The sequence below is a fragment of the Halomonas sp. 707D4 genome (genome assembly GCF_024158685.1).
GTDB lineage: Bacteria > Pseudomonadota > Gammaproteobacteria > Pseudomonadales > Halomonadaceae > Vreelandella.
In genome coordinates this window covers 1-2,691 of record NZ_JAMZBD010000420.1, presented here as the reverse complement: position 1 = coordinate 2,691, position 2,691 = coordinate 1, and the positions used below count along the sequence as shown (strand labels likewise).

General features: G+C 63.7%; 2 protein-coding genes and 1 pseudogene. All 3 read left to right on the top strand.

Annotated features, from left to right (window positions below; translation table 11 throughout):
- Positions 1-540: pseudogene (locus tag BIS11_RS14630) on the top strand (endonuclease VIII); the annotation flags it as partial.
- Positions 541-719: 179 nt separating this feature from the next.
- Positions 720-2,225 carry a fumarate hydratase gene (locus tag BIS11_RS14625; protein WP_227390547.1) on the top strand — a complete coding sequence of 502 codons (1,506 nt, stop codon included), beginning with the start codon at positions 720-722 and terminating at the stop codon, positions 2,223-2,225.
- Between the two features lie 96 nt (positions 2,226-2,321).
- Positions 2,322-2,691 (top strand): PLDc N-terminal domain-containing protein (locus BIS11_RS14620; protein WP_253586395.1); only part of this gene is annotated, 370 nt, incomplete at its 3' end.

Genomic DNA, 2,691 nt, shown 5'->3' with positions numbered 1-2,691 from the left:
GCCGAGGGCAGGGCGGCGAGCCTCTACAGTGCCTCGGACATCGCCTTGCTCGACGCCGACGCCCTCGACGAGCATCCGTTTCTGGCGCGGTTGGGGCCGGATCTTCTCAGCCAGCACGTCAGTGCCGAGCAGATACAAGAACGCCTGGAGGATCCACGCTTTCGCCGACGAAGCCTGGGGGCACTGCTGCTCGATCAATCCCTGGTGGCGGGTTTGGGCAACTACCTGCGCTCGGAGATTCTGTTTCTCGCCAGGCTCAATCCCAGGCAGCGCCCGGCGGATCTCTTTGATGAGAAGCGCAAGGCGCTGGCGCAGATCATTCTCGAGACGACTTGGCAGGCCTATCGCCAGGCCGGGGTGACCAATCGCGAAGCGTGGATCGCTCAAGCCAAGGCGGCAGGCGAGACGCGTCGCCAGTGGCGCTTTTGCGTCTTCGAGCGTGCCGGTCTCTCTTGTCATCGCTGCAACGACGTCATCGAGCGCCAGATGGTGGGTTCCCGTCGGCTTTACTGGTGCCCGCGGTGCCAGCCGGTAAACTAAATTTTATACCGTTATCTTCCTGCATCGACCACTCGCTAGAGACAAATCCGGTCAGCACAACAGACAAGTGCCGCGCGGCGCGTGTTCGGGTATAATCGCGCCACACCTAGACGGCTAACGATACTTGAAATCGCTTCACGAATAGCCGCTTGTCTCGATCCACCAGGAGCCTGTTGTCCATGACCGTGATTCGCCAGGACGATGTCATCCAGAGCGTCGCCGATGCCCTGCAGTACATTTCCTACTACCATCCCAAAGACTTCATCGACGCCATGGCCGCCGCGTATGATCGCGAAGAGAATCCGGCCGCGAAGGACGCCATCGCCCAGATCCTGATCAATTCGCGCATGTGCGCCACGGGCCACCGCCCGATCTGTCAGGATACCGGTATCGTGACCGTCTTCGTCCATGTCGGCATGAACGTGACCTGGGAAGCGGACATGAGCCTCGACGACATGGTCAACGAAGGGGTGCGCCGCGCCTACCTGCTGCCGGACAACGTGCTGCGCGCCTCGGTGCTGGCGGACCCGGACGGCAAGCGCCAGAACACCAAGGACAACACGCCCGCCATCATCCACCACAAGCTCGTGCCTGGCGACAAGGTCGATATCCACGTGGCGGCGAAGGGCGGTGGCAGCGAGGCCAAATCCAAGTTCGCCATGCTCAACCCCTCCGACAGCGTGGTCGACTGGGTGCTCGAGCAGTTGCCGAAGATGGGCGCCGGCTGGTGCCCGCCGGGCATGCTGGGCATCGGCATCGGCGGCACCGCCGAAAAGGCGATGGAGATCGCCAAGGAAGCGCTGCTCGACCCGATCGACATCCAGGAACTGCAGGCGCGCGGGGCGAGCAATCGCGCCGAGGAGCTGCGTTTGGAGCTGTTCGACAAGGTCAACAAGTCCGGCATCGGTGCCCAGGGCCTCGGCGGCTTGACCACGGTGCTCGATATCAAGGTCAAGGATTACCCGACCCACGCGGCGAACAAGCCGGTGGCGATCATCCCCAACTGCGCTGCCACCCGCCACGCGCACTTCACCCTCGATGGCTCCGGCCCCGTGGCGCTGCCCGCGCCGAAGCTCGAGGATTGGCCGGAGATCACCCGCGAGGTAGGTGGCAACGTCAAGCGCGTCGATCTCGACAGCGTCACTCCGGAAGAGGTCAAGACCTGGCAGCCCGGCGACACCCTGCTGCTCAACGGCAAGCTCCTGACCGGACGCGACGCCGCCCACAAGCGCATGACCGACATGATCGCGAAGGGCGAGCCGCTTCCGGTGGACATGAAAGGGCGCTTCATCTATTACGTCGGCCCGGTCGACCCGGTGGGCGACGAAGTGGTCGGCCCGGCCGGCCCGACGACCGCCACGCGCATGGACAAGTTCACCCGCACGATGCTCGAGCAGACCGGGCTTCTCGGCATGGTCGGCAAGGCCGAGCGCGGCCAGGAGGCCATCGACGCCATTCGTGACAACCAGGCGGTCTACCTGATGGCGGTGGGCGGCTCGGCCTACCTCGTCGCCCAGGCGATCAAGAAATCCCGCGTGGTGGGCTTCGAGGATCTGGGAATGGAAGCGATCTACGAGTTCGAGGTCGAGGACATGCCGGTCACCGTGGCCGTGGATACCCAGGGCACCTCGGTGCACCGCACGGGGCCCGCCAAATGGAAGGCAATCATCGCCGAAACCGCGTAGACTTGACGCCGAGCGTCGAATACAAAGCCCCGTCTTGCGGGGCTTTTGCGCATATAGCAGGGTAACGGGGAGCAGGCGTATGGAGGGCGGGGTTCAATGACCTCATGGTTGATCGGAACGAGCATCATGCTCATTCACCTCATGGGCATCGTTTCCGCCATCATGGCGCTGATGTCGAGCCGTACCTCCCAGGGCGCGGTTGCCTGGATCGTATCGCTGATGACCTTTCCATACATCGCGCTGCCCGCCTACTGGTTCTTCGGCCGCCCGCGCTTCTACGGCTACGTCACCGCGCGCGGGGCGAAGGACAACGTGTTGCGCCGCGTGCTGCGCCGCTATCGCAACAACATGAAACCGCACATTTCGCTGCCGGCCACCCCGGATGTCCAGGCCGTCGAGCAGCTGGCCATGATGCCATTGACCAAGGGCAACCACGCCGAACTGCTCATCGATGGCCAGGCGACCT